The sequence below is a fragment of the Corynebacterium sp. MSK012 genome (assembly GCF_030232435.1).
Classification (GTDB): domain Bacteria; phylum Actinomycetota; class Actinomycetes; order Mycobacteriales; family Mycobacteriaceae; genus Corynebacterium; species Corynebacterium jeikeium_D.
The window spans coordinates 22,008-46,787 of the sequence record NZ_JASPJU010000007.1 but is presented as its reverse complement, the minus strand read 5'-3'; the positions used below and the strand labels follow the sequence as shown (position 1 = coordinate 46,787).

Below are 24,780 nucleotides of genomic sequence, written 5' to 3'. Positions count from 1 at the left end.
CCTTATTACTCGGCGTCCTCGGAAGCCTCGGACTCAGCAGCCTCAGCCTCGGCAGCCTTTGCGGCCTCCTCAGCTTCCTTAGCAGCCTTAGCTGCTTCCTTGGCCTCGCGGCGCTTAGCGGTGATGGCCTCAGCGGACGGGCCATTGTTGGCCTCTTCCAGAGCCTTGTTGAACAGCTCGAGCTTGGTCGGCTTCGGCTCAGCAACCTTCAGAGTGCCCTCTGCACCCTCGAGGCCCTTGAACTTCTGCCAGTCGCCGGTGACCTTCAGCAGAGCCAGAACCGGCTCGGTCGGCTGTGCACCGACGCCCAGCCAGTACTGAACGCGCTCGGAGTCAATCTTGATGATCGACGGCTCTTCCTTCGGCTGGTAGATGCCCAGGTTCTCAATGACCGCACCGTTGCGACGGGTACGAGCATCAGCAACGACGACGCGGTACTGAGCAGTACGAATCTTACCCAGGCGCTGCAGCTTAATCTTGACTGCCATGAGGAGTTCCTCTTTCTTCTATGTCACTGGACAATACTTATGCATCCGAGCTCACGAGTAATTACTAACGAAGTGCCTCGGACCGGTTTTGCCCTTGGGATATTTACACTGCGCGTGACCACCGGGCGGCCGTGGCCGGATCCGATGAATTCGCAGTCGTGCCTCAGCTGAGGATTCTCATTGAGACAACTCGAGGTATGTTACCAGCAGTTTTTGGAAATTAACAAAACTGCGCACTCGAAACGCTGCATACCCACTAATGCTGAACGTCGTTGACAGTGCGGTAACGTAACATTCTATGAAAACCACCGGCACCCAATATAGGTATGACTTGGACGGACTACGGGGCATTTCGATTGCCCTCGTAGTCCTTTTCCACGTTTACGTCGGCCGCGTTTCCGGTGGTGTGGACGTATTCCTCTTGCTCTCCGGGTTTTTCTTCTTCGGCGCGCAGTACCGCAATGCCATCAATCCCCGGCAGTCCATCAATCCATGGTGGAGCATCTGGCGCACGCTGCGTCGCCTAATCCCGACACTAGTGCTGGTCCTCTTTGCGACAACCCTGTTTGTCATTTACTTCATTCCATCGCTTCGCACGATCGACATTGCCCAGCAACTCCGCGCCAGCCTGCTCTACTACCAAAATTATGAACTGGCACTCCAGGGCTCGGACTACGCAGCCGCAGAGAGCGAAACCTCCCCACTGCAGCACCTGTGGTCAATGTCGGTACAGGGCCAGTTTTATCTCGGCTCCATTTTGCTCATCTCCCTACTCGCCTGGATGACGCGCTCACCCCAGATTGTCGGCGCGGTTACCTCACCGGTGGAGGCGAAGCGCACCGACGCTACCGGCGGTAAACTCCGCCGAATCCTCACCCCTTTGCTGGCAGTTATCACTCTCGGCTCGCTTGCCTATGCCTTCTATATGCACTCCGAAAACCAGGGCTGGAACTACTACTCCACTGTCAGCCGCCTCTGGGAACTCTGCCTCGGCGCACTACTCGGACTGATTCTTGTCCGGGGCTCCATCCCCATGCCCAAGCCACTTCGAGTGCTGTTAGCCAGCATCGGCCTCGCACTGGTAGTCTCCACCGGTTTCATCTTCGACGGCGCCGCACAGTTCCCAGGCCCTTGGACCCTATGGCCCCTCGGTGGTGCTGCGCTGATTATTATCGCCGGCCCTGAGGCGGGCTGGATCTCCAAGTTCCTGGCCAGCCGCCCAATGCGCGAAGTAGGCCAGAGCGCCTACGCGCTCTACCTGTGGCACTGGCCTCTTCTCATCCTGGCCATAAACTACCTCAACCGCGATACTCCGGGGCTGAAACTTGGCACCACAGTGATCGTCGTTTCCTTTATTTTGGCCAAACTCACCAACAAGTATGTCGAGCTGCCGCTGGCTCAATCGACTCGCCGACCGACCCGGACTCAGCCCGTCGTTGGCGATGCAATCCACGCAATGAAGCATCGTCGCCCGGCTCGTCGTCTAGCGGCAGTCGGCACTGTTGTCGTCATTGCGTTGGTCGGCATGTCCAGCCTTGTCAACGTGCAACAGGTGCGCGTCGATCGCGCCTCCGCCACCAGCCTAGATCCAGAGGTCTATCCAGGTGCACTCGCGCTTACCGACGGGTACGAGGTCCCCAAGGCAGCCACAAAGCCGAATACCGATTTCATCACGGACCTTTGGCCGGAACCTGCCCTCGATGGCTGCCTTGCGACAGGCGGTGAGGACGTCGGATACTTCCCGCCGAATCGCCGTTGGCGCGATGAGACCCAGCCGTGTGTCTACGGTGATGCAGATGCTAGTGAATCGATTGTCATCGTCGGCGGCTCGCACATGGAACATTGGTTTGCCCCGATTGATGCCTACGGCAAAAACAACGGGTACCGAGTGGTGGTTCTTCTCCGACAAGGCTGTCCAGCGACCTTAGAACCGATCCACGGAGTCGGCGATATCTGCGTGGCCTGGACTTTCGAGGCTCTGCAGAAAATTGACGAGATTCAGCCAGAGATGGTTTTCACCACTGCAACCAGACCCTTGTTCCAGGCGGACCCACCGCAGCCCGGCGACTACACACCGGATGGTTACGTTTCGTTTTTCGCTGCTCTGCAAGAACGCGGAATTGATTTCTTCGCCATCCGCGATAACCCATGGGCGCTACGGGAGGACTTGGACCAATTCTCCCCCAGCGTATGCGAAGAAGCGGAAGAAGACTGCACTATCCACCGCAAAACTGCCCTAAATGCAGAAAATCCCGCTGAGGAGATTCTTGCGAACTTCCCCAACGGGCACAGTCTAGATTTCTCCGACATCTTCTGCGGTCCGACCACCTGCCGTAAAGTTATTGGCAATATCTACGTCTACCGCGACAGCAATCACATCACCGATGAACTAGCGGCCACTTTCAGTCCTGAAATGGACCGCCAGATTCAGAAGGCTCTGCGGGACTAGCTACTTCTAGTCCCCGCTACTTCTTGCCCTGTCCGAAGTCGAGATTGTTGAGGTCAAAGTCCTCCATACCTTCTGGCAGCTGATTACCCATCTGCTTCTGCAGCTTCTGCAGTTCAGCCATGCTAGGCATACCCGGCATGCCCTGCATACCTGGCATTCCAGGCATACCGGGCATTCCGCCACCGCGCATTGCCTTCGGCGGCGTTGGACCACGGTTAGCGCCCTTGCGCTTATTCTTGCCCTTGCCCTTTCGACCACGCTTGGCCTTGCGGTTCGATGGGCGACCACCGCCCATACCAAATCGGCCGGCCATCTGCGCCATCATCTTCCGCGCCTCATTGAAACGCTCGATGAGCTGGTTAACCTCTGAAACGGACACACCGGAACCGTTGGCGATACGACGACGTCGTGAAGCATTCAAAATCTTCGGATTCTCGCGCTCTTCCGGAGTCATACCGCGGATAATCGCCTCGATGCGGTCAAGCTGCTTTTCGTCGACCATTTCCGCGGCCTTGGACATTTCCGCGCCGCCGGGGAGCATCTTGAGGATGTTGCCGATTGGGCCCATCTTGCGGACCATCATCATCTGCTCGAGGAAGTCCTCGAGAGTCAGCTCGCCGGAACCAATCTTCTGGGCGGACTTGGCAGCCTGCTCATGATCGATTTCCTTGGAAGCGACCTCAACCAACGTCTTCAGGTCACCCATGCCCAGGATGCGGCTGGCCATACGGTCTGGGTGGAAGACGTCAAAGTCCTCCAACTTCTCGCCCGTGGAGGCGAACAGAATCGGCTTACCGGTGACCTCACGGATAGACAGTGCAGCGCCACCGCGCGCGTCGCCATCGAGCTTGGTCAGTACAACGCCGGTGAAGTCAACGCCGTCTCGGAAGGCCTTGGCGGTCTCTACCGCATCCTGACCAATCATGGAGTCGATGACAAACAGAACTTCATGCGGGTTGATGGCATCGCGAATGTCGCGAGCCTGCTTCATCAGAACCTCATCGATACCCAGGCGACCTGCGGTATCGATAATCACCACATCGTGGCGATGCTGGCGAGCATAAGCGAGGCCACGGAACGCGGCGTCAACTGGGTTGTCCTCGCTGGTGCCCATTTCATGGGTGGAATCGAGGCTGGTGCCCGGGAACGGTGCGAAGCACGGCACGCCTGCACGCTCAGCGACAATTTCCAGCTGCTGCACCGCACCTGGACGCTGCAGGTCACAGGCGACGAGGACCGGGGTGTGCCCCTGATCCGTGAGGTACCTGGCCAATTTACCGGCCAAGGTGGTCTTACCAGCGCCCTGCAGACCGGCCAGCATGATAACTGTTGGTGGCTGCTTCGACATATTCAGCCGTCGAGTCTCGCCACCGAGGATGTTAATCAGTTCCTCATTGACGACCTCAATAATCTGGTTTGCCGGGTTGACAGTCTGGCTGCCAATAATTTCGTTAGCGCGTTCCTTGATGCGCTTGATGAAGGTACGGACAACCTCGAGGGAGACATCGGCTTCCAGAAGAGCCAGCCGAATCTCGCGGGCGGTGGCGTTAATATCCGCCTCAGTCAGGCGGCCCTTCCCGCCCAGCCCCCGCAGGGCACCCGTCAAACGATCGGAAAGAGACTCAAACAAGTTTCCAGCTCCCCTTTTGCCTTGTTTTTTCTTAACTGTTCTACCGTACCCGCTGGATACTCCATTTGGCACATATCTACAGCTTCGCCTATCGACAACGATTGCAGCCCACCCACCCTAAATGCCCCGATTCGGGTGTAACCAATAGGAAGTAAAAAATAGCAATAGGACGAAGCTCTTTTATTCTCAAGGACGTTAGATTACTGTTCGTTATTTTAACGTGACAATTAAACGAGCCTCCAGATATGAATGCCCTACTGCATAAAGAACGTTTATCCAACCCAGTTACCACCAGCTAGGTAACAGAAAGATAACGCCAGTGGCTAGCTTTTGCTAAGGCCACCCTTAGTAAGAACCTCCCCCGGAATGGTGTAAGCCAAATAGCAAACCGGCGGCATTGCAGCAGGTCAAAGCACGCCACTGCGCACCTGATGTTATTCCTATAACTACCTCCAATACCGTTCATATATCAACCAGTTTATGGTTAATCATGAACCTAGTTAACCGCAGTTGGCCTGGTTTTATTTTCCGCCGTGCACGATGAGGGATGAACGGCGAAATCATATTCATTGGTCTCTGACCGTTTGACTCCTTGAGAGGTTTTCATGAAGAAGTTCACCACGGCTATCGCCGCCGCTGCCTTCTCCGCCAGCATGATTGCAAGCGCAGGCACCGCTACTGCACAGATTCCGGACTCAATGCCGACCGAGTGCCCCGCCGGCCAGCACTTTGAAAACGTCGGAGGCACCTTCCAGTGCGTCGCAGACCAGCCTGAGCAGGATTCCACTGACGGAATTCCGGCCCCAATGCCGGACAAGTGCCCAGACGGGCAGCACTTTGAGAACGTCGGCGGAACCTTCCAGTGCGTCGCGGACCAGGAAGCTCCTAAGCCCGAAACACCGGGCGACAATGAGTCCCAGCCGGGCGACCTGGGAAACCCAGGCATTTCTGATAAGCAGTGCCCGGAGGGCGAGCACTTCGACATGAGCAAGCCAGTCCCAGGCAACCCGAACGTCTTCGGTGTCTGCGTCAAGGACGAGGCGAAGCCGGACACTGACAAACCAGGCACGGACAAGCCGGACACCGAGAAGCCAGGCAAGGACGGCAAGGACGGTAAGCCGGGCAAGGACGGCAAGGACGGTAAGGACGGTAAGCCGGGCAAGGACGGCAAGGACGGTAAGGACGGTAAGCCAGGCAAGGACGGTAAGCCGGGCAAGGATAGCAAGGACGGTAAGCCGGGCAAGGACGGCAAGGATGTCAAGGTAAACGTTGACATCAAGATCTCTGCTGAGTGCAAGAACGAAAACAAGTGCACGAAGGAAGAGAAGAAGGCCAAGGAAAAGGCCGAGAAGAAGGCTTCCGAGTCCAAGAAGACGACCTCTTCCGAGAATGTAAAGAAGGTTTCGGACTCCAAGAAGTCTGAGCAGAATACCTCGGAGTCCAAGAAGGCTTCTTCGACTCAGAGCACTGGCCTGGCAGCCACCGGCGTTGACGCCACCACCCTGGGCGGAGCCGCTCTGGTTCTCCTTGTCGGCGGTGTCGCCGCTACCCGCATCGCCCGCAAGAACCGCTAAGAAGCTTGGGGTTCTACCCCGGTAACGAAACATAAAATGCTCCTGATGCCTATTTAGCATCGGGAGCATTTTTGTGCGCCATACCTCCGAAAAGTCATAGCTCCTATAGCCCGAAGCATAAAACCTCACAGGCACCGATTTTTTACCGAACCTCTACGCCCCATCCACCTTTCACCACCCGACACAATCAGGTACCACGCTTCGCTAGCGAAGACAGAAAAGCCCCCTACCGAGTCGACAGTGACTGGTTCTATAAACGCCCTACCCACAACGGGTGTACACACTCAGCGTTGTAAATATAAGTTCCCACTTCCCCTTACTGGGGTTTGGACAAGTCAACAATTTCTCTTTACCCCCCCCCTTCCCAAACCCATACCACCAAAGACTGTAATTAGTTATTAGAATCAAAAGTGTGAACAGTGTTCCCCCTTAAGTCCTTTGATTGCAGGGCTTTCCTATAGACATTGTGAGGTTTCCAAATGAAGAAGCTCTCTTCGACCATGGTGGCCGCTGCCGCTTCAGCCGGCATGCTCATCGGCGTTGGCGCCGCCACCGCACAGATTCCTGACCCCGCCCCGTCGGAATGCCCCGCCGGTCAACATTTTGAAAATGTTGGCGGTACTTTCCAGTGTGTAGATGACGCTGCAAATCCGGATCCAGGAGGTTCATCTAACGATGGCATCCCACCGGGCGTTGAGGACACCCAGACCTGTCCCGACGGTTCCCCGCGTGACATGAGCAAGATTGACCCGGCAACCGGGGCTTACGGTGCTTGTGGCACTTCAGATGATTCCGGCCCAACTCCGGAGCCTGATGAAGATGCCCCAGAAAATGACGGAATTCCGCCGGGAGTCGACGACACCGCAACGTGCCCCGACGGTTCCCCGCGTGATATGAGCAAGATTGACCCGGCAACCGGAGTCTACGGCTACTGTCCGACCTCCGATGACGAAACTCCGGGCGACGATGAAAACCCAGGTGACGAACAGCCCGGGGAGGACGAGAATCCTGGGGAGGAAAATCCAGGCGACAAGCCCGACACCCCTAAGAATGACGGTAAGCAAACCGGGACCAAGAACACTGGGCTAGCAGTCACTGGTGTTCAGGCGACTGCCCTCGGCGGTGCCGCTCTTGCACTCTTGGTCGGTGGCGTGGCAGCTACCCGCCTCGCACGCAAGAATTCTAAGGATTCCTAGCACAACTCTCCGCTAGATTCCTAGCACCTCAACATTAAAGGCCCCGGAGCCCCGCGTATCCTCTACAGAAATCTACGCGGTGGCTCCGAGGCCTTTATTTTTGCCGGGGGCAACGGGCGACGCTGTACTCACCAATCGATGGAAAATTCACTCATCGATGTTAGTTACTATTTGCGGCCGCCGAGCAGTGCGTCTACGAAGCTCTCCGGCTCAAACGGCGCCAGGTGGTCAGCACCTTCACCAAGGCCAACCAACTTCACCGGCACACCGAGCTCGTTTTGCACCTGGAATACAATGCCGCCCTTCGCGGTACCGTCCAGCTTGGTCAGGGCAACGCCGGTGATGTCTACTACATCCCGGAACGTACGAGCTTGCAGTAGACCATTTTGGCCAACCGTCGCGTCCAAAACCAGGATGACTTCGTCAACCTGAGCCTTCTTCTCCACCACGCGCTTAATCTTGTCCAGTTGGTCCATCAGACCGACCTTGGTGTGCAGGCGGCCGGCGGTGTCGATGAGCACCACATCAGCGCCGGACTCGATACCGTGAGCAACTGCCTCAAATGCAATAGAAGCAGGATCGGCGCCTTCAGCGCCGCGAACGGTCTCCGCGCCAACGCGTCGCCCCCAGGTCTCCAGCTGGTCGGCTGCAGCAGCACGGAAGGTATCCGCTGCGCCGAGAACAACACGGTGGCCACCGGCGACCAGTACACGAGCCAGCTTGCCCGTCGTCGTGGTCTTACCTGTGCCGTTGACACCGACTACCAGAATCACTGCGGGCTTGCCCTCGTGCGGAAGTGCGCGGATGGAGCGGTCCATCTCAGGCTTGCACTCCTCAATCAACACCTCACGCAGCAGGGCGCGCACTTGCTCTTCCGTGCTCACCTTCTGGCTGGCAATACGCTCGCGCAGCTTATCGACGACACGCTGCGTCGCAGCCGCACCGAGGTCAGCCATAACCAGGATGTCTTCAACCTCTTCCCACGCGTCCTCATCAAGGTCACCCGCGCCCAAGATGCCGAGCACAGACTGGCCAATTGCATTCTGCGACCGTGACAGACGACCGCGCAGGCGGCCCAGACGTCCCTCAGCCGGGTCGATGGAGTCAATCTGCTGTTCTGCTTCTGGCTCTGGCGTCGGCTCCGGCGCAGCTTCCGGCTCCGGCTCTGGCGTCGGTTCTGGTTCGGGAGTCGGCTCCGGCTCCAGCTCCGGTTCAGGAGCAGGAACTACCTCTACCTCAGGCTCTGCTTCGGGCTCTGGTTGTGGTTCCGGCTCGGGCTCTGATTCCTCTTCCCCGGCCGTTGGCAAATCGATTGGGATTTCCCGCATTACGCGGTCATAATCCCCCTCCATTTCGGTGGGGTTATCCGGAATAACCAGTCGACCTTCTGGTTTCAGCAGTGAACCGTCCGGCTGATCGGCAGGTATATCAGCCTGCTTTTCCTCTGGCTCCGGGGCCTGCTTTTCAATCGGCTTTTCCGCCGGTTTCGGCATCGGTTTTTCAACCGGCTGCTTCTCGCGGGTATCAGTCCCACCACCGGCCGGAGCGAAGTTAAAACCACTAGTGGCCTGGTAATTTCCAGACTTCTCCTGCTGGGTGAGTTCCTTAGTATCTTCCTTCGCAAAGGAAATGCGCTGGTTCTTCCTGCGGACATAGCCCACAACAAAGAGCAGCGCGATAATAACGACAATCGCGACGACAAGGAGTATCCACTGAGTTGGAGTCATAACTCTCATTATGCAGTATCAACGACTCTTCCTCACTTACTCCGCGCTTACTCCGCTCCTGTCGACGGAGTTGCGGATGCCGGTGACATTCGCTGCGAGATTACTCGAGTCACACCATCGCCCCGCATGGTCACGCCGTAGAGCACATTCGCAACGTCCATTGTTGGCTTCTGGTGCGTAATGACAATCAGCTGACTGGTCGCGCGGAGTTCCTCGAGCAGCGCAATAAGGCGACGCAGGTTAACGTCGTCAAGCGCGGCTTCCACCTCGTCGAGTACGTAAAAGGGACTCGGGCGCGCGCGGAAAATAGCGACGAGCATTGCCAGCGCCGTCAGCGACTTCTCGCCGCCGGAGAGCAACGACAGCCGCTTAACCTTTTTGCCCGGCGGGCGGGCTTCAACCTCGATACCTGTCGTGAGCAGGTTGTCCGGCTCGGTGAGAACCAGTCGTCCGTCGCCGCCCGGGAAAAGCGTTTGAAAGACTGCGGGGAATTCTGCCTCGACATCGTTCCACGCGTCTGTGAAGAGCTGCAGGATCGTGGCATCGACTTCCTCGACAACATCGGTGAGGTCCTGGCGGGCCTTGAGGACATCATCGAGCTGCGTGGATAGGAAAGAGTAGCGCTCCTCCATCGCCTTATACTCCTCCAGCGCCAACGGGTTGACGCGGCCGAGCACACGCAGATCCTTCTCCGCCTGTTTGAGCTGCTTCGTCACGGCTGCGCGGTCGAAGTTCTCATCAGGAGCAAAGTCCGCGAGCAGGTCATCGACAGACAGCCCCAACTGGTCGACGATGCGCTCTGCAGCCTCGGTCACGCGGACCTGCGCCTGCGCACGGGCGATGTCGCCCTGGTGCGCGGAATCCGTTAGCTGTGCCAGCTCACGTTGCGCCGCATTTGCCTCCGTCCGGGCCGCTGATAGTGCCTGCGACACTGTCTTCTTCTGCGCCTCGGCATCGTCGCGATCGGCCTCTGCCCGCGCCAACGACACGTTGACCTTCGCATGCAAATCCTCAGCCAGCTCCGCGACAACTTCTGCCAATTCGCGCTGGGCAACCTTCGCCATCTGCGCCTGCTCATGGCGGGCCTTCGCTACGCGCTCCGATGCAGCCTGGCGACGGAGCCGCTCGGCCTTGCCTCGTACACTCGACAGTCGCTCCTCTGCCGTACGCAGCGACAGACGCGCCTCTGTTTCCATGGCGCGCACAGCCGTCAGCGCCTCCGAGGCACGGTCACGTTCGCTTGTCGACGGTTCCCCCTCCTCGGGGTCACGGTCAACGCGAGCTAAGCGGTCTGCGACCACCGCCAACTCCTTCTGGAGCTTCGTTACTCGGTCCGCGGCTTCGGCTCCGCGCTGCTCAGCGCGTTCGGCATCATGCACCACGCCGGACAGCTGCGCTGTGGCCCGAGTTCGGGCATCCGTGAGGACCTTCATACGACTCTGGTGTTCACGCAGCGCAGCACGGGCGGCCGCCGCGTCCGTGCGGCGGTCCTCTTCTTCGGCCTGTGCACCGGAGAGCACACCACCGAGGTCACTCAAACGCACCTGTGCTTCTGCTAGTTCTTCGCGAGTCTTAGCAATGTCGGCGGCGATTTCCACACCTGATGCAGTGCCACCAGCACCGCCAGCTACCCAACCAGAGCCACGCAGCACACCATCGCGGTCAACAACGCGCAGTCGAGTATCCTGGGTCACCAGCTCACGGGCGACGTGCTCGTCGTCGCAGGCCACGACGTCAACGAGCAGAGAGGTCAACGAACCCGAAAGCTCCGCGGGCACTGTCACATGATCGAGCAGCCAGGATGCCTGTGCGGGCAGAGTGATGTCCAAGCGCCAAGAGTCGGATGCATCCGCAGAATTGATAACAACGGCACTGCCCTTGCCCGTGGCCACAAGCTCGTCGATAAGCGAATCTCCACTGCCCTCGCTGACCAGTGCTTCGGCGGCCGCGCCGAGGGCGGCAGTGAGCGCTTTTTCCCAGCCAGCGTCGACATCGATGACTTCAGAGAGAACGCCGAGTTCGTGTTTTTCACGTAGCCACGCGGTGCCGTCGTTGGCAGCGGCGGTGCGGGCGGTCTCCAGAGCTTCGATGCGGGCGGACAGACCTGAGACACTGCGTTCGAGGTCGCGCTCGTCAGCGCGGAGTTCTTTCAACCGTGTAGAGGCCAGCTCTGCTTCCCGGTTGGCCTGTTCATAAGCACTCTGCAGCTCGGGACCTTCGAATTCGGCCTCGGCTAGTTCCTGCGCGGCGTTTTCCACGGCTTCGGTGGCATCGGCACGGCGTTCGTCGGCCTCATTGGTTTGCTCGGCAAGGCGTGCAGCTTCGGCTTCGGCGGCTTCCAAGCGGGTGCGCAGAGATTCTTCTGCGGAAATGAGACGAACCACGCCTTCGCGACGGTCGGCGATTGCGCGAACGGCCGCGAGGTGCTCCGCTTCGGCTTCACGGAAAGTCTCCTCGGCGTCGAAGAGCGTTTCGCGGATTTCCTCCAGTTTTTCGCGGGCCTCTGCCTCAGCCTCAGCGAGCGTGGCTTCTTCGGTGGCGGCGTCGTCGGCCCTCTGCTCCAGGAAGTCCGGGTCTGGGCCTACCCACGGAGCGACGGAGTGGTCGGCCGCGCGATCGGCGGCGATGCGGGCCGTCGCTTGAATACGCTCACCGAGTGCGGAGAGACGAAACCACAAATCTCGGGCAGCATCGGCAGCTGGAGTGATGTCCTCCAGTTCGGCTTCGAGTTCTGCAGTGCGCTCAGCGGCAATCTCGGCTCGCTCCGTGGCGGCCTCCACCTTTTCCTCAATGAGCTTGGCTTGACCAGCAATGTCATTGAGGCTGTCCTGCAAATCCACGAAGTCCGCGGCAGCCAAACGCAACTTGGCGTCGCGCAGGTCTGCCTGCACAGTCTGGGCGCGAGAGGCGGCCTCAGCCTGACGCTTCAGCGGTTTGAGCTGACGGGAAAGCTCACCTGTCAGATCCTGCAGACGGTCGAGATTGGCCTGCATCGACTGCAGCTTGCGCTGCGCCTTTTCCTTGCGACGGCGGTGTTTGAGCACGCCTGCGGCTTCTTCGATAAACGCACGACGCTCCTCTGGCCGCGATTCCAGAATCTGCGAAAGCCGACCCTGGCCGACGATGATGTGCATCTCGCGGCCAATGCCGGTGTCGCTGAGGAGCTCTTGGACATCCATGAGGCGGACGCGAGAACCGTTGATTTCGTACTCACTTGCGCCGTCGCGGTACATGCGACGCGTGACAGAGACTTCCTTATATTGAATGGGAAGTGCCCCATCGGAATTGTCGATGGTAAGAGTGACCTCCGCGCGCCCCAAAGGCTTTCGCCCGGAGGTTCCCGCGAAGATGACATCTTCCATTTTGCCGCCACGGAGGGTCTTGGCGGAATGCTCACCCATAACCCACGCGAGGGCATCGACGACATTCGACTTACCAGATCCATTCGGGCCGACAACTGCGCAGATGCCGGGCTCGAATTTCATCGTCGTCGCCGAAGCGAAGGATTTAAAGCCCTTCAGAGTCAGCGATTTCAAATACATGGGGCAATATCTTACCCGTAGTTACGGTTTGGAGCTGAATTACCCCAAGCACGCACCCTGTTACACAAGATTGTTTACACAGCGTTGTTTACACCACTGCCTGCTTGGCCGACGTGTAGGCCGACTCACCGTGCTGAGCGACGTCGATACCAGAATGTTCCTGCTCGCCGTGGATACGCCAACCGACGGTTGCCTTCAGGACTCGGGCAATGATGTACGTCAGCACGCCCGAGAACACAGCTGCGATGACAGCAATAATGATCTGGATGGCAAACAACTTCAGCCCGTCGATGCCACCGCCGGTAAGCAATCCGCGATCGTTGGCCAGCAGGCCAACACCAATCGTTCCCCACATAGCTGCAACCAGATGTAGACCAACCACATCCAGGGTGTCATCGAAGTTGAACTTGTACTTTAAGCCAACGCCCCAGCAAGCCAGCGCACCGCCGATATAGCCCAGAATGATCGAGGTCACTGGGTTCATATCTCCTGCGGCCGGAGTAATAGTCACAAGCCCTGCGATGACACCCGAAGCGGCGCCCAGCGAGGTGGGATGTCCATCACGAATACGCTCGAGTGAAATCCAGCCGAGCATACCCACGCACGCTGCCACCGTCGTATTCAGCCATGCCAGACCAGCGACACCGTCGGCCGCAAATGCCGAACCGCCGTTGAAGCCGAACCAGCCGAACCACAGCAGTGCAGCACCCAGCATGACGAGTGGCAGATTGTGCGGGCGATGCTGGCTGCCATCGATGGACTTGCGCTTACCGACGATAATCGCCAGCACCAAAGCGGCAGTACCAGCAGCAATGTGCACAACCGTACCGCCAGCGAAGTCAATTGGAGCGATCAATGCTTCACCGTCAGCGGTACCGAACAGCTTTGCCGACAGCCCCTCTGCCGAGTGGCTCAGCAGGCCACCGCCCCAGACCATGAAGGCCATTGGGAAGTACACCAGCGTCGTCCAGAAGCCGACGAAGATCAACCAGGTGGAGAACTTCACACGTTCAGCCAGCGCACCGGAAATCAGCGCCACCGAGATAGAGCAGAACGTGAGCTGGAACCCGATGTCGATGATGTTCGGGTACCCGTTCGCACCTGCGATGTAGTTGCCGTCACCATCCGTGATTGAGTTACGCAGACCGAAGAACTCGAATGGGTTGGCAAAAACACCACCGATCGACTGCGATCCGTAGGACATCGACCAGCCCCACAGCACGTAAATGGCACCGACAACGCCGACCGCACCAAAACTCATCATCATCATGTTGAGCACCGACTTCTGTCGCGACATGCCGCCATAGAACAGCGCGAGCGCCGGTGTCATCAGCAAAACCAACGAAGCCGAAATCAGCATCCACGCTGAGTTTCCAGACTGTGCAATTACTTCTTCAGGCGTCATATGTGCCTCCCCTGCCTGTCAGTAGGTAGTTATTAACTTAAACCACCCGACTTCCGTATTTACGTATTCTTTTTCTCACTTGCGTAGTTGTTCAGCGCTCTAAGACCTCTTCAGCGTCCCAATCGACTACCTCAAGACACGAAAAATCCCCCGCTAACTGCGTAAAAACAATGGCGCAGAGCGAGGGATAGAACGTATTCGAATTTTTCGGATTCCTACACCGACATGGGGGGGGGAGGAAGGCAGTTGGCACCCCTTAACGACGGTCAAACGTGCTCAATGCACCCTTCGGTTCCTGCCATAACGGCACCACTGCCGTCACATCGCCCGGAGTATTCGGCCCCTCAAGCCAAGCGAGCAAACTCTCACAGTCTGCCCGTGGCCCTTCAGCAACAACTAACACCCGACCATCCGGGTAGTTCTGGGCATAACCAACCAACCCCAACTCCAGAGCCGTCGCGCGGGTGTACCAGCGAAAACCGACACCTTGAACACGACCGTGTACCCACGCGGTGAGGCGGACGTCGTTAAGCGACATCGGACTCACGCACTGTCATCGGGTCGGAACCGTCCCAGCACTCGATCTTGTCGTGGCCGCGGAGGTTTGGCAGATCATCGCGGTGGAATACCGGATTGAGCCCCTTGGACTTCTGCTCGGAGTAGTTCTTCAGCAGGGCGACAGCGACGCCACCCAGCGGGAGAATGGCAATGATGTTTATGGTGGCCATGAGGGCGGAGAAAGTATCTGCAAGCGACCAGACGAGCGGCACGGAACCGACAGCTCCGCCAATCACGCACAGGATGACCAGGACACGCACGGTGTTCAGGACAGCCTTGCTCTTTGACAGGAACGGGATATTCGCCTCGGCGTAGTAGTAGTTACCCACCAGCGAGGAGAACGCGAGGAAGAAGATGATAACCGTAACCGCGTGGATAGCCCACGTACCCACCTGCGCTGACAGCGCGGTCTGAGTCAGCGCGGTGCCCTCTACATCGCCGCCGAAAGTCGGGTCGGACAGCAGGATGATAACCGCGGTGATGGTACAGACGACCCAGGTATCGAAGTAGACGCCCATGGTCTGAATGAGGCCCTGCTTGACCGGGTGCGACACCGATGCCGTCGCCGCCGCATTCGGAGTGGAACCCATACCGGCTTCATTGGAGAACAGACCGCGGCGAATACCCTGCATCATGGCGGTACCGACAGCGGCACCAGCGATCTCACGGATACCGAAGGCGTGCTCGAAGATGAGCTTGATCATGCCCGGCACCTCGGTGATGTTGAGAGCCAAGACAATCAGGCCGAGGATAATGTAGGCCACGGCCATAATCGGCACGACAATCTGCGTCACCGCCGAAATACGCTGCACACCACCGAAGATGATGACACCAGCCAAGATTGCCAGCACGATACCGACACAGAACTTAAAGATCGGTGTCTCCTGCCCGGTCGACTGAGCCACAGCCGCCGTGATTGAGTTGGACTGCACCGCGTTGAACACGAAACCGTAGGTCACCGTGATAGCGATGACGAAGAGCGACGCCATCCAGCGCCAGTTCTCTCCCAGCCCCTTGGTGATGTAGTACGCGGGCCCTCCTCGGTAAGAGTCCTTATCCCGCACCTTGTACAGCTGTGCCAGCGTAGACTCCACGAAGCTGGTTGCGCCACCAATCGCGGCGAGCAGCCACATCCAAAACACCGCGCCAGGGCCACCGGTGGTGATCGCCACCGCCACACCTGCGACGTTTCCGGTACCCACGCGTGAGGCTGCCGAAATTGTAAAGGCCTTAAAGGCCGAGATGCCCTTGACGCCCTCAGAAATATCAGAGGGCTTTTCAGTGATGGCCCTGAACATCTCCGGGATGTACCGGATCTGCACCATGATGGTCCGCCAACAGAAGTACAAACCTGTACCAATCAGCAGAACAATCATGAGCAGCCAGTACTTGTCATTCCAAGCATTTACCCAGTCGGTTGCTTGCTCCATGAAACTCATAAGGAAATTCTAGCGCTGACAGGTGGGACACAGATAACTCGATCTATTCCCAAATGGCAGACGGACAATTGCGCGCCCACACCTCGGGCACGGCTCCCCCGCTTGTCCATAGGCGTTCAAGCTCCGCTCAAAATAGCCGCTTTCGCCGTTGACATGCACATATAACGCATCGAAGCTCGTGCCGCCGGCCGCTAGCGCCCGTTCGAGCACGGATTGTCCCTCGCGCAAAAGCTTCGCTAAACGACGGACCGAAAGGTCACACGCCGGCACGCGACCATCGACCTTCGCCGCCCAAAGCATTTCGTCGGCATAGATGTTGCCGATACCCGACACAATGTTCTGGTTGAGCAATACGGCCTTGATCGGTGAACGCGACTTCATCATGCGGTGTGCAAGTGCAACCACATCGACGGTGGGCTCCAATAGATCGGGCGCGATCTTGGCTGCGGGTTCCGGAACCACGCGTCCATGGGATTCGACCATTTCACAGGCCCAGACCCAACCAAAGGTGCGCTGATCGTTGAAGTTGATTAGGTGCCGAGCGCCGTCCGGCAGGGCGATGTCGAAAGCGGCTCGGGTGTGACGGCCAGGCAGCGTATCGGGAGTGTACGGAGCTTCCACGCGCAATTGGCCGCTCATGCCCAGGTGGATGGCGATTGCGGAGTCGTCGTCAAGCGTGAGCCACATGAACTTGCCACGACGATCCGTAGCGACAACCGTCCGCCCGCGCGTACGACCGGTAAACTCTGCGGCACCACCGGGTTGGCGCCGCACGGCACGAGCGTTGTAGACGAAGGAATCGTCGATGCGGCCACCGACGACGTAAGTGTCGAGACCGCGGCGTACGGACTCGACTTCAGGAAGCTCGGGCATTATGCCAGTGCAGTATGTGCCTGATGCGCGGCGTGCATCTCGGCTTCCTTCTTCGTGGCGCCGGTACCGCTGCCCTTAACCACGCCGTCAACCAGCACGTCGACGTAGAAAGTTAGGTCATGGTCGGGGCCGGTGGTGCGCACAGTGTACTCGGCAGCCGGTAGTTGCTTGGCCGCCAGGCGCTCCTGCAACAGCGTCTTCCAGTCCCGACCGCGAGACTCCGTCGGGGCATCGTCAATCATCTGGTTGAACAGGCGAAGCACGGTCTCGCGGGCAACCTCGAAGCCATGCTGCAGGTAAATAGCACCCAGCAGCGCCTCGGTGGTGTCCGCGAGAATCGAGTGCTTATCCGCGCCACCGGTGGCCTTCTCACCGCGGCCGAGGAGAATGTGCTCTCCCAGCCCGATACTGCGGGCCAGGTCAGCCAGCGCGTACATGTTCACGACACCTGCGCGCATCTTGGAAATATCCTGCTCAGCGCGGTCCGGGAAGCGACGGTAGAGTTCTTCAGCAACGCACATGCCCAGCACGGCGTCGCCCAGGAACTCTAGCCGCTCGTTATTGGTCAGCATGCCATTTTCATTCGCGAAACTGCGGTGGGTCAAAGCGAGCTTCAGGGACTCCTCTGATAGCTCAACACCGAGTTTTTCCAGCAGCGGGGCGTGATCGACGGCCTCGAAAGCCGCCTTTCTAGCCGCCTCACCGGTTAGCCGACGCTTGCGGCTCATCCGTTATATCTCCTTTAAAGTCTTCGTCTAAGTCGTCGTCGATTACTTCTCGTCGCCGAGCGAGCCAAACTTTTCCGCCAGGCCAGCCCAACGCGGATCAATGCGCTCCTCTTCACCCGAGATGCCGTCTGGCTCCGGCACTTCTGAGTCCGACTCAGCACAGCTGGAATCGAAATCCAGACAGGTCGGATTGAAGGGCAGATTCAAGCCCGCCTCATCGATGACGGCTTGAGTGATATCCACCGTATTGTCGACGATCTGGCCAACTTCGTCCTCAAGGTCTTCTTCCTCGGCATCGTCGCCTGTGATGAAGTCCTCGTTGTTGGAAAAGACAGCCGAAATGTGGAAGCTGAGCTCCGGATTCAGCGGGGCTAGGCAGCGGACACACTCGCCGGTGGCCTTGGCAGTCACAGTCGCGTCAACCATGACACCACTGCCGAGGTTCGTGACAATGCCGTCAACGACAACCTCCTCGCCAGCGGCGATGCCAATCATCTCGACACCAACGCGGACGGGGCTATCGCCTACCTTGCGGAACTGCTCGGGCATGCCGCCCTGCAGACATGTCGAAACGTCCAGAACAAATGGGGATGAGTCAGTCATGATAGACCTCAGTCTACCCCGAAGATGCGCTAACGCTCGTACCGGCGGCGTTCCTGCCCCTCGGAGAAGGAAGACGGCGCGCTCTGTGCCCCTGCACCACCGCCGACGGCACCGGCCCCCGAACGCAGTACCGAGCGATTGCGACCGACATTACGCAGGGTCTCCTGGAGAGTCTGTTCAAACTCGGCGAGCTTGGAATCAACGTAGCGGTCACACTCTTCACGGAGGCGAGAGGAATCCGCGTGTGCGTCGGAAAGCAGACGATTCGCCTCGTCGTTGGCTTCGCGGACGACCGTTGACTCAGCGACCAGGCGAGCCTGCTCCTCGCGGCCTTCCGCAACGGAACGCTCGTAGGATTCGTTACCAGCGTGAATCAGGCGATCGGACTCGGCAGAAGCACGATCCACAATGCTGTCGTACTCGTGCTGAGCATCCTCGCGGAGGCGACGGGCGTCGTCCTCAGCGGCCGCGACGGTGCCAGCTGCGTGGGCATTGGCATCCTCGACGGTGTGGTTAGCGCGGGCCTCGGCCTCGTCGACAATGCGATGGGCTTCTTCATCCGCAGTCGAAATGGTGTTGTTCGCCCGGGCTTCAGCATCGTTGATAATCTCATCCCGCTGGTCCAAGACATCCTGCGCGTCATCGAGCTCAGCCGGGAAAGCATCCCTCAGCTCATCGAGCAACTCGAGAACACGCTGACGCGGAACCATACAATTGGCCGACAGTGGCACGCCGTGTGCCTCTTCTAGGATCTGGACCAGTTCATCAAGAGATTCGAAGACGCGAAACATGACTTACATGCTACTTCAGTCGGCGCTGCAGGGCGTGCAAGACAGGCTCAGGAACTAGCCCTTCCACCGAACCGCCGTAGCGAACAACTTCCTTCATCAGTGTCGACGACACATGACCGTACTTCGGATCAGCTTCCACAAAGAGAGTCTCAATGCCCGTCATGCGCCGATTCATCTGCGCCATGGGAGCCTCGTACTCGTAGTCCGCCGCCGAGCGCAGCCCCTTGACCAGGCAGGAGATGCCCTGCGCGGAGGTGTAGTCAACCAACAGCTTCGACCAGGAGTCCACCTGCACATTGTCCAAGTGCTGCGTGCACTGCCGAATGAGGTCCATGCGCTCTTCGACATTGAACATGCCCTGCTTATTCGGGTTGTGGGTAACCAGCACGGTCACCTGATCGAATTGGCGCGCGGCACGCTCAATCACATCGAGGTGACCAGAGGTCATGGGATCGTAGGAACCGGGGCAGCATGCGTGAGTCATAGAGGTCAAACCACCTTTGGCCGTCGTAAAGCGTAAAGAAGAACGTTAAGCGTTGTAGATAGCGGTGTCGAAGCGCGCCAAACCGTGAATGCGACGCTTCAGCTTCTGCTGGAGCTGTTCGTAGCCCTCGGGCCACTGCGTCTCCTCGTCATCGCGGTGACGCTCCACAGTCACGACCGCGCCCGGCGCGAGGAAGCTACGCAGCGCCTCGAGCATCTCTGTAACGGCCTCCCCCACCAACTCATAGGGCGGATCCGCGATGACGCGGTCAAAAGGCTCGCCCGGCGCGCCCGCAAGGTACGACGACACTTTCATCGGAGACAGGGCCACATCGGGATGCCCCACGGTGCGAATGTTCTTTTCAATAGCGGCAATGGCGTTCGGATCGTTTTCCACCAACACGACGGAACGCGCGCCGCGAGAAGCCGCTTCCAAACCGAGCGCACCCGAGCCAGCAAACAGGTCGAGAACGCGAGTTCCCTCTAGCCCAAAGCGTGTGGACCAGGAGGAAAAGATGGCTTCCTTCGCGCGGTCACTAGTTGGCCGAGTGGTCTCTCCCTTAGGCGCGACTAGCCTACGACCGCGTGCCTCACCTGCAATAATGCGGGTCATCTACTTCCCTTCGTGCGATGTGTTCTCGTTGCCGTTGTGCTGTGCCGTGGCGCTGTGAGTTGCTGGCGTGATTCGTGCCAGCAGCTGACCGCCTTCGACATCCACAAATTGATCTGCCGCCACCTCCGCGACCGTGCCCGGGCAGGGCGCTAAAACCGGCGCTTCTAGCTTGACGGCCTCCACGACCGCAATGACCTGACCGGTCGTCACCGAGTCTTTCTCGGCGACCTCCCAGCGGACTACTCCTGCAAAAGGTGCACAGACATTTACCATGCCCAACAGTCTACTTTGGTCTTACTAGGAGCGGTCCAAGTAGTTCGACTGCTCTTCATCGATATCGGAGATAAGCTCTCCCACAAGCCTTTCATCACTGTCGAGGAGAGCCGTGGCATCGTGTCGGGTGCGCTCGATGATCTCGCCGTCGGTGGTGAGGTCCACCAGGCCGAGGCCTGTTGCCAGTCCCGATTGGTCATCGCCGAGCAGATCGCCGAAACTACGCGTGGCCAGGTCCAACTCCGCCAGTTGAATGCCGTCGGTGGTGGCGGCAATGCGATCTAGCCGGGTGCGCTCTGGTGTCTGTGAATGCGTGTGTGTACACAGGAAGCACAGTCCACCCCGGTCACCACGGCCGACACGACCGCGCAGCTGGTGAATCTGCGAGATGCCGTAGCTCTCGGCGCGGCGAATCATCATGATCGTGGCCTCTGGTACATCCACGCCGACTTCGATAACTGTCGTGGACACCAGTACATCGAGCTGTCCTGTGGCAAAGGCCTGCATCACGCGGTCTTTGTCCTCCGGTGCCATATTGCCGTGCAACTGACTGATACGTACACCGGGAAGTTTCTTCCTCGCTCGGTCGAACACCGCCTCCACGGACTCGTCGAGGAACTGTTCCTCGTCGCGGGTAATGCGGGGACAGACAATGAAGGCGCGGTTGCCCTTGGCCACTTCTTCCCCAATGCGTTCCCAGGTTCGTGCCTCCCAGCGCGGCTTTTCCAGCGTCGGTACGACAAAAGATTGGATCTCCTGACGTCCCCGTGGCAATTCCGTCAACTGCGAAACTGCGAGGTCGCCAAAAATGGTCATCGCTACCGTGCGCGGAATCGGGGTTGCCGACATCACCAACAGATGCGGTGTCATTCCACCCCGTCCCCTGCTTCGCAGCTGATCGCGCTGGCGCACACCAAAGCGGTGCTGCTCATCGACGACCACCAGCCCGAGATCGAAGAACTCCACGCCCTCACTGAGCAGGGCATGCGTGCCGACGACAATGTCAGCCTCCCCGTTGACTGCCTCCAACAGGGTTGCCCGGCGCTCCTTCGTCGACATCGATCCCGTCAACAGTCGTACAGTCACTGCTACTCCGGCTTGCTCCAGCATCGCTGTCAGCGATCGGTAGTGCTGTTGGGCCAGGACTTCCGTCGGCGCCAGCATCGCGCACTGCCTGCTGGAATCGACTGCTTGCAGCATTCCCAGTAGGGCCACCACGGTCTTACCCGAGCCGACTTCACCTGCTAGCAGGCGGTTCATCGGGTTAGACCTCGCTATATCCTGCGCGATATCGGCTGCGACCGCGACCTGACCGTCGGTAAGCGAAAACGGCAACCCCCGGCGTAGCTCGTCGCGAAGTCCCCCGGCGACTTCCATGCAGGCCGGAGCGGTGAGACTCGCTTGAGTACGCTTGCGTGCACCAACGGCGAGCTGGAGCTCAAGCGCTTCGTCGTACTTCAGTCGGGCAAGCGCGATGTCGGGGCCCGCGATGGAGGGAAAGTGTGCGCCACGCAGTGCGGAGTCGAAATCGGTAAGTCCCTCCGGCGTGGCGGGCAATGGGTCTGGCTGCAGCGGTAACCATTCGAGGATGCGCTGCATGTACAGAGCCAGGTGAATACCCGCTACTCCTTTACGGCCACGGTAAATGGGCAGATAGGGGCGCGTGAGCAGCCGCTGCATCTCCGCAATCCCCTTGGCTGTCTTCGTCAGTGTGGCCAGCTTGCCAGTGGCTGCGCCTACCGAACCATCGGCTTTAAGCACCATGCAATCAACATTTTTCAGCTGTAGCTCATTGCGGAACTCGCTGAGCGTGCCAACAATGAGTAGACGCACACCGGGGTGCAGCATATTGCGCAGCCATTCGGCACCGAAAATCGCGGCCGGAAGAATGCGCACGCCGTCGCTGACATAGATTTTCAGTGGCTTGCGTCGGTCGGCGAAGGCGGGCGCTGGCGAAATGCTGTGCACCTCCACGACTGTGGTGATGGTGTCGCCAATGTCGGAAAATGACACATCTAAGCTCTTACCCTGCGCCACGTAGCGCTTCGGGAAATTCGTCAGCGCATCCGAGATGGTCTCCATACCAAAAGCCGTATGCAGCTTTTTTGCAGTCTTTGGCCCCACCACGATATTCAGGGGCGTGCGCGCATAATCCGAGCCGAGCCATCCGAGCATCGCGCTACTCGATTCCTACCTGCACCAGCTCATCGATGCCGGTCGCATCATAGGCTACGACCTCCACAGGCTTGTCCAGCCGCGCCCGCACTTGCGCTATGTCCACGCCCTCAGCTCCGCGCCCGAGCAGCAGAGTCACTAGTTCCCCGCCGCCAGCCAACAGGTCTGAGATGGTCTCTGTGAGCGCGTCAGTCAGGGGCTTATCGACGTCCGCAGCGACTACAGCCGTTCGCGTGCCATTGGCAGCCTCTCCCATCGCATACGCAGCAACCGCCAGCGGCAGCTCAGCCGAATGCACGGCCAAGGCAGCAAGGCCAGCCGGAATGGAGTCTGTGGACACTACCGCGAGAGTCGGATTAGCCGCAGCAGCAGCGAATTCGATATCCGCCAATTCCTGGTCGCTGACCAGCCCATTTGGCAGCAGGATAACCTCGTCCGCGCCCCTCATGGCAGTCAGTGCCTTGGTGACCACATTGTCAGCGAACTCCTGGTCGGCGATGGCTGCGCGATCTGTGGGAGTGGATGTGGGAGTCGGAGCGGGGGTCGGGCTGATAGCAATCGCCCCAGAGGAGGTGATGAGATCATTCAGCGGACCATCCGGCACTACCGCAATGAGGATGCGAGTGGAGTCAGGTGTTGTCTCCGGCTCATCGAGCACCTCGATACGGATGCGTTCCGGACGACCGAAGTCAAGTGCTGCCTCGATAACCGCGCCCGGCTCCACTGTGTGGATATGCACCATGTACTGCGCGGTCTCCGCATTACCAGCATCACCTGCGATGATGAGCGAATTGCCCAGCGGGTTCAACCGCTCTCGCAGCGCTTCCACCGCCTGGGTATCCGCCAAGGAAATCAGGTACATGACCTCCATCTCAACGGTGGCTACGTGTGGCGCGTCGACATGCAAATCGACCGGTGCGGCTGCGCGGCCGCTGACTTCGTCGGCAAGCGCGTCGAGCAGAATGACCAACCCCGCGCCGCCGGCGTCGACCACGCCCGCCTGCTGCAGTGCCGGGAGCTGGCTGGGGGTTTTCGCCAGCGCATCGCGAGCGGCATCCGCGATCGTGTCGGCGAGCTCCTCAATCGAGTCGCCCTCAAATTCCTCCGCGGCAATCGCGGCGTGCCGCAGGACTGTCAGAATCGTGCCCTCCACCGGATTGGCAATCGCTTGGGAAACATGTTGCACAGCTAGCTTTAGCGAGTGTTGTACCGACTCAACGCCAATGCCACTACCGGAGGCAGCCTCAGCCACCGCGCGAAAAACCTGCGAGAGCACAGTGCCCGAATTACCGCGGGCGCCGCGCACTGCACCGGCAGCTAGGGCCGCGGTGACTGCGCGAACATCGGAAGCGTCAGCCTTTTGCGCTTCCTCATAGGCCGAACTCAACGTCGCGAGCATATTCGACCCGGTATCGGAATCCGGTACTGGGAAGACATTGAGACTGTTGATCTCATCGCGGCGGGATTGAAGCGCGTCAATCCCCCGGGCAACCCAGCCGACAATGGCGGCAGAACCAATCTGCAAAGACATGAATTCCTATTCTAGCGTCCAGTCGATAGGGGTAGCTCCCTGACGAATCAGCGACTCATTGGCCCGGCTGAACGGACGCGACCCGAAGAACCCACGGGATGCCGACAGCGGTGACGGGTGCGGCGAACAGATGCAGTCCACGCCGGGGAGCCAACGCTGCAAACTCTGCGCGTCGCGTCCCCACAGAATGGCCACGAGAGGCTGATCACGGGCGACCAATGCTTTGATGGCATGCTCCGTGATTGCCTCCCAGCCCTTACCGCGGTGCGAGGCAGCAGCACCCGGGCGCACGGTCAGTACACGGTTGAACAGGGCCACGCCCTGCCTACTCCACGGAGTGAGGTCACCGTTGGAGGGAGTCGGGAGCCCCAGGTCGGAGGAGTACTCCTTAAAAATATTCGCCAACGACCGCGGTACCGGCTTCACATCCGGCTGGACCGAGAAGCTAAGCCCCATCGCATGCCCCGGGGTCGGGTACGGGTCCTGACCGATAATGAGCACCTTGACCTCATCGAATGGATAAGTAAAGGCGCGCAGCACATCGGTGCCCGCGGGCAGGTAACCGTAGCCGGCCGCGTTCTCCTCGCGCAGGAACTGCCCCATCCGGTGGATGTCATCGGCCACTGGCTCCAGCGCCTTCTGCCACCCTTCTTCGACCGGCAACGGATCCATGTCATGCAGCCTTTCTTCTCAAAACCTCTT

Annotated in this window: 20 protein-coding genes; 3 read left to right on the top strand and 17 right to left on the bottom strand. The window is 59.1% G+C overall.

Annotation, left to right across the window (positions count from 1 at the left end; genetic code table 11):
• Positions 1 to 5: 5 nt before the first annotated feature.
• Positions 6 to 488: a 30S ribosomal protein S16 gene (gene rpsP / locus QP977_RS05850; RefSeq protein WP_038628648.1), complete on the bottom strand. Its 483-nt coding sequence runs from the start codon at positions 486 to 488 to the stop codon at positions 6 to 8.
• A gap of 331 nt (positions 489 to 819) precedes the next feature.
• Here rpsP and QP977_RS05845 point away from each other — a divergent pair, with 331 nt between their 5' ends.
• The gene (locus QP977_RS05845) at positions 820 to 2,937 is read left to right on the top strand and encodes an acyltransferase family protein (RefSeq protein WP_284807128.1); all 2,118 of its coding nucleotides are present in this window, start codon (positions 820 to 822) and stop codon (positions 2,935 to 2,937) included.
• Between the two features lie 16 nt (positions 2,938 to 2,953).
• Here QP977_RS05845 and ffh read toward each other — a convergent pair whose 3' ends face one another.
• Positions 2,954 to 4,567: a signal recognition particle protein gene (gene ffh / locus QP977_RS05840; RefSeq protein ID WP_048735500.1), complete on the bottom strand. Its 1,614-nt coding sequence runs from the start codon at positions 4,565 to 4,567 to the stop codon at positions 2,954 to 2,956.
• A 605-nt stretch (positions 4,568 to 5,172) separates the two neighbouring features.
• On the opposite strand from ffh, the gene QP977_RS05835 reads away from it, so the two are divergent.
• Entirely contained in the window at positions 5,173 to 6,141 is a 969-nt protein-coding gene (locus QP977_RS05835) for a hypothetical protein (RefSeq protein ID WP_284847205.1), read from the top strand.
• Positions 6,142 to 6,620: 479 nt separating this feature from the next.
• Complete coding sequence (locus QP977_RS05830; protein WP_049171534.1) at positions 6,621 to 7,337, top strand: hypothetical protein; 717 nt, start codon at positions 6,621 to 6,623, stop codon at positions 7,335 to 7,337.
• A 167-nt stretch (positions 7,338 to 7,504) separates the two neighbouring features.
• On the opposite strand, the gene ftsY is transcribed toward QP977_RS05830, so the two are convergent.
• The 15 genes from ftsY to QP977_RS05755 form a co-directional block, all read right to left on the bottom strand.
• Complete coding sequence (gene ftsY, locus QP977_RS05825) at positions 7,505 to 9,064, bottom strand: signal recognition particle-docking protein FtsY (protein ID WP_049171536.1); 1,560 nt, start codon at positions 9,062 to 9,064, stop codon at positions 7,505 to 7,507.
• Positions 9,065 to 9,111: 47 nt separating this feature from the next.
• Positions 9,112 to 12,606: a chromosome segregation protein SMC gene (gene smc, locus QP977_RS05820; protein WP_049171541.1), complete on the bottom strand. Its 3,495-nt coding sequence runs from the start codon at positions 12,604 to 12,606 to the stop codon at positions 9,112 to 9,114.
• A gap of 88 nt (positions 12,607 to 12,694) precedes the next feature.
• Entirely contained in the window at positions 12,695 to 14,011 is a 1,317-nt protein-coding gene (locus QP977_RS05815; RefSeq protein WP_049171543.1) for an ammonium transporter, read from the bottom strand.
• 256 nt (positions 14,012 to 14,267) lie between these two features.
• A complete protein-coding gene (locus QP977_RS05810) occupies positions 14,268 to 14,549 on the bottom strand; it encodes an acylphosphatase (protein ID WP_069358780.1) in 282 nt (93 codons plus the stop codon).
• Positions 14,539 to 15,999, bottom strand: a complete 1,461-nt coding sequence (locus tag QP977_RS05805) for an alanine/glycine:cation symporter family protein (protein ID WP_070827420.1) — start codon at positions 15,997 to 15,999, stop codon at positions 14,539 to 14,541. The genes QP977_RS05810 and QP977_RS05805 overlap by 11 nt, the downstream gene beginning before the upstream one ends.
• Positions 16,000 to 16,017: 18 nt before the next feature.
• Positions 16,018 to 16,881, bottom strand: coding sequence for a bifunctional DNA-formamidopyrimidine glycosylase/DNA-(apurinic or apyrimidinic site) lyase (gene mutM / locus QP977_RS05800; protein ID WP_070595145.1), 864 nt, complete (start codon positions 16,879 to 16,881; stop codon positions 16,018 to 16,020).
• The gene (gene rnc, locus QP977_RS05795; RefSeq protein ID WP_049189534.1) at positions 16,881 to 17,609 is read right to left on the bottom strand and encodes a ribonuclease III; all 729 of its coding nucleotides are present in this window, start codon (positions 17,607 to 17,609) and stop codon (positions 16,881 to 16,883) included. The genes mutM and rnc overlap by 1 nt, the downstream gene beginning before the upstream one ends.
• 42 nt (positions 17,610 to 17,651) lie before the next feature.
• Positions 17,652 to 18,212, bottom strand: a complete 561-nt coding sequence (locus QP977_RS05790) for a YceD family protein (protein WP_048735478.1) — start codon at positions 18,210 to 18,212, stop codon at positions 17,652 to 17,654.
• Between the two features lie 29 nt (positions 18,213 to 18,241).
• Complete coding sequence (locus tag QP977_RS05785) at positions 18,242 to 19,003, bottom strand: SPFH domain-containing protein (protein WP_049171555.1); 762 nt, start codon at positions 19,001 to 19,003, stop codon at positions 18,242 to 18,244.
• 10 nt (positions 19,004 to 19,013) lie between these two features.
• Complete coding sequence (gene coaD / locus QP977_RS05780) at positions 19,014 to 19,487, bottom strand: pantetheine-phosphate adenylyltransferase (protein WP_049189535.1); 474 nt, start codon at positions 19,485 to 19,487, stop codon at positions 19,014 to 19,016.
• A 45-nt stretch (positions 19,488 to 19,532) separates the two neighbouring features.
• The gene (gene rsmD / locus QP977_RS05775; protein WP_049189536.1) at positions 19,533 to 20,099 is read right to left on the bottom strand and encodes a 16S rRNA (guanine(966)-N(2))-methyltransferase RsmD; all 567 of its coding nucleotides are present in this window, start codon (positions 20,097 to 20,099) and stop codon (positions 19,533 to 19,535) included.
• The gene (locus tag QP977_RS05770) at positions 20,100 to 20,372 is read right to left on the bottom strand and encodes an acyl-CoA carboxylase biotin carboxyl carrier protein subunit (protein WP_070439653.1); all 273 of its coding nucleotides are present in this window, start codon (positions 20,370 to 20,372) and stop codon (positions 20,100 to 20,102) included. It abuts the gene before it with no gap.
• A gap of 24 nt (positions 20,373 to 20,396) precedes the next feature.
• A complete protein-coding gene (locus tag QP977_RS05765) occupies positions 20,397 to 22,454 on the bottom strand; it encodes an ATP-dependent DNA helicase RecG (RefSeq protein ID WP_284847204.1) in 2,058 nt (685 codons plus the stop codon).
• 97 nt (positions 22,455 to 22,551) lie between these two features.
• Positions 22,552 to 24,078, bottom strand: a complete 1,527-nt coding sequence (locus QP977_RS05760; protein ID WP_048735464.1) for a DAK2 domain-containing protein — start codon at positions 24,076 to 24,078, stop codon at positions 22,552 to 22,554.
• A gap of 6 nt (positions 24,079 to 24,084) precedes the next feature.
• On the bottom strand, positions 24,085 to 24,750 hold the full coding sequence (locus QP977_RS05755; protein ID WP_048735462.1) for a uracil-DNA glycosylase: 666 nt from the start codon (positions 24,748 to 24,750) through the stop codon (positions 24,085 to 24,087).
• Positions 24,751 to 24,780: the final 30 nt, after the last annotated feature.